The following is a 1,334-nucleotide window of genomic DNA, read 5'->3' on the forward strand; positions in this document are numbered from 1 at the left end:
GATCGTGACAGGCTTCCCCGCCGATTGTCCCCCGACACTGATCGTCCAGCACATGCCCTGCGGCATAACCCCGCTGTTCGCCGATCGGCTGGACCGGCACAGCCTGCCGCACGTCGTCGAGGCGCAGGACGGCATGCCGATCAGGCAGGGCATGGTCTGCATTGCACCGGGCGGTGCGCAGCATCTCGTCGTGGAGCACGGCCCTCCGTTGCGCTGCCGGCTGCTCGATGCGCCCCCGGTCAACGGGCATCGACCCTCGGCGGATTGCATGTTCGAATCGTTGACCCACCGGCCTGCAGGCCAGGTGGTCGCGGTCGTGCTGACCGGCATGGGCGATGATGGCGCGCAGGGGCTTTTAAAACTTCGTAACCTCGGCATGCGCACAATCGCTCAGGACGAGTCCAGCGCGCTGATCTTCGGGATGCCCAAGGTTGCAGCCGAATGCGGAGCGGCCGAACAGATCCTGCCGTTGGACAGGATCGCGGAGAGGATATTGGAGCTATGCCAATGCTGAAGACGGCTGGGAATGCCCCGATGACGATCCGCCGCAATGTGCTCCAGGGCGAGTTCGAAGTGTCGCGCGACCCCGATGTGGTGCTGACCACCGTGCTCGGGAGCTGCATCGCCTGCTGCCTGCACGATCCGGTGGCCAGGATCGGCGGCATGAACCATTTCCTGCTCGCCTCGCCGCCGAGCTCACGATCAGGCCTGGGCGACGATGCACGGCGCTATGGCCTGTATGCGATGGAACTGCTGGTCAACGAGATGATCAAGCTCGGGGCTGTCAGGGCGACCATGCGCGCGCACCTTTATGGGGGTGCCAATATGCACAGCGGGATGCGCGCGATTGGGACCGAGAACACCCGCTTTGCCGAGGAATTTCTGCGGGCGGATGGCATCGAGCTGGTGCGCTCGGACACCGGCGGGGTGCGGGCTCGGCGGCTCGATCTGCAGCCTGCAACCGGCCGGGTGCGCTGCCGGTCGGTACAGGGCGATGTCCCGCAGGCGCCCGTGGCGCGGGTGCCGGTTACCACCGGCGATGTCGAACTGTTCTGATGGGGGAGGGGGTAGGATGACCAAGGCGATACTCACCGTGGATGACAGCCCGAGCCTGAGGATGGTGTTGCGCGAGGCGCTGACCGGAGCGGGCCACAAGGTCGTGGAAGCCGAGGACGGGCTCGCTGCGCTTGAATGGCTGGAGACCCATCAGCCGAAGTTGGTCATTACCGATATCACCATGCCCCGGCTCGATGGCCTGGCGCTGATCGAGCGGCTCAGAAGCCGCGAGGCCATGCGCGATCTCCCCATCCTGGTCCTCACCACCGAAAGCGCGC

Annotated in this window: 3 protein-coding genes; all 3 read left to right on the forward strand. The window is 65.7% G+C overall.

The annotated features are described in order from the left end of the window. Positions 1–514: CheB methylesterase domain-containing protein (locus AX735_RS14610; protein ID WP_202189585.1), on the forward strand; the 514-nt coding region annotated here is incomplete at its 5' end. After that, on the forward strand, positions 508–1,056 hold the full coding sequence (locus tag AX735_RS14615; RefSeq protein WP_137775355.1) for a chemotaxis protein CheD: 549 nt from the start codon (positions 508–510) through the stop codon (positions 1,054–1,056). The genes AX735_RS14610 and AX735_RS14615, both read left to right, overlap by 7 nt. 16 nt (positions 1,057–1,072) lie before the next feature. Beyond that, positions 1,073–1,334, forward strand: a 262-nt coding sequence (locus AX735_RS14620) for a response regulator (RefSeq protein WP_066281805.1), incomplete at its 3' end; no start/stop codon positions are given.

The organism is Blastomonas sp. CCH1-A6 (assembly GCF_001556365.1).
In the GTDB taxonomy this organism is placed as follows: Bacteria; Pseudomonadota; Alphaproteobacteria; order Sphingomonadales; family Sphingomonadaceae; genus Blastomonas; species Blastomonas ursincola.

Bases quoted from the DNA above. Each gene is read 5' to 3' on its own strand.
- AX735_RS14615 (WP_137775355.1), top strand. From the start codon at position 508: ATGCTGAAGACGGCTGGGAATGCCCCGATGACGATCCGCCGCAATGTG.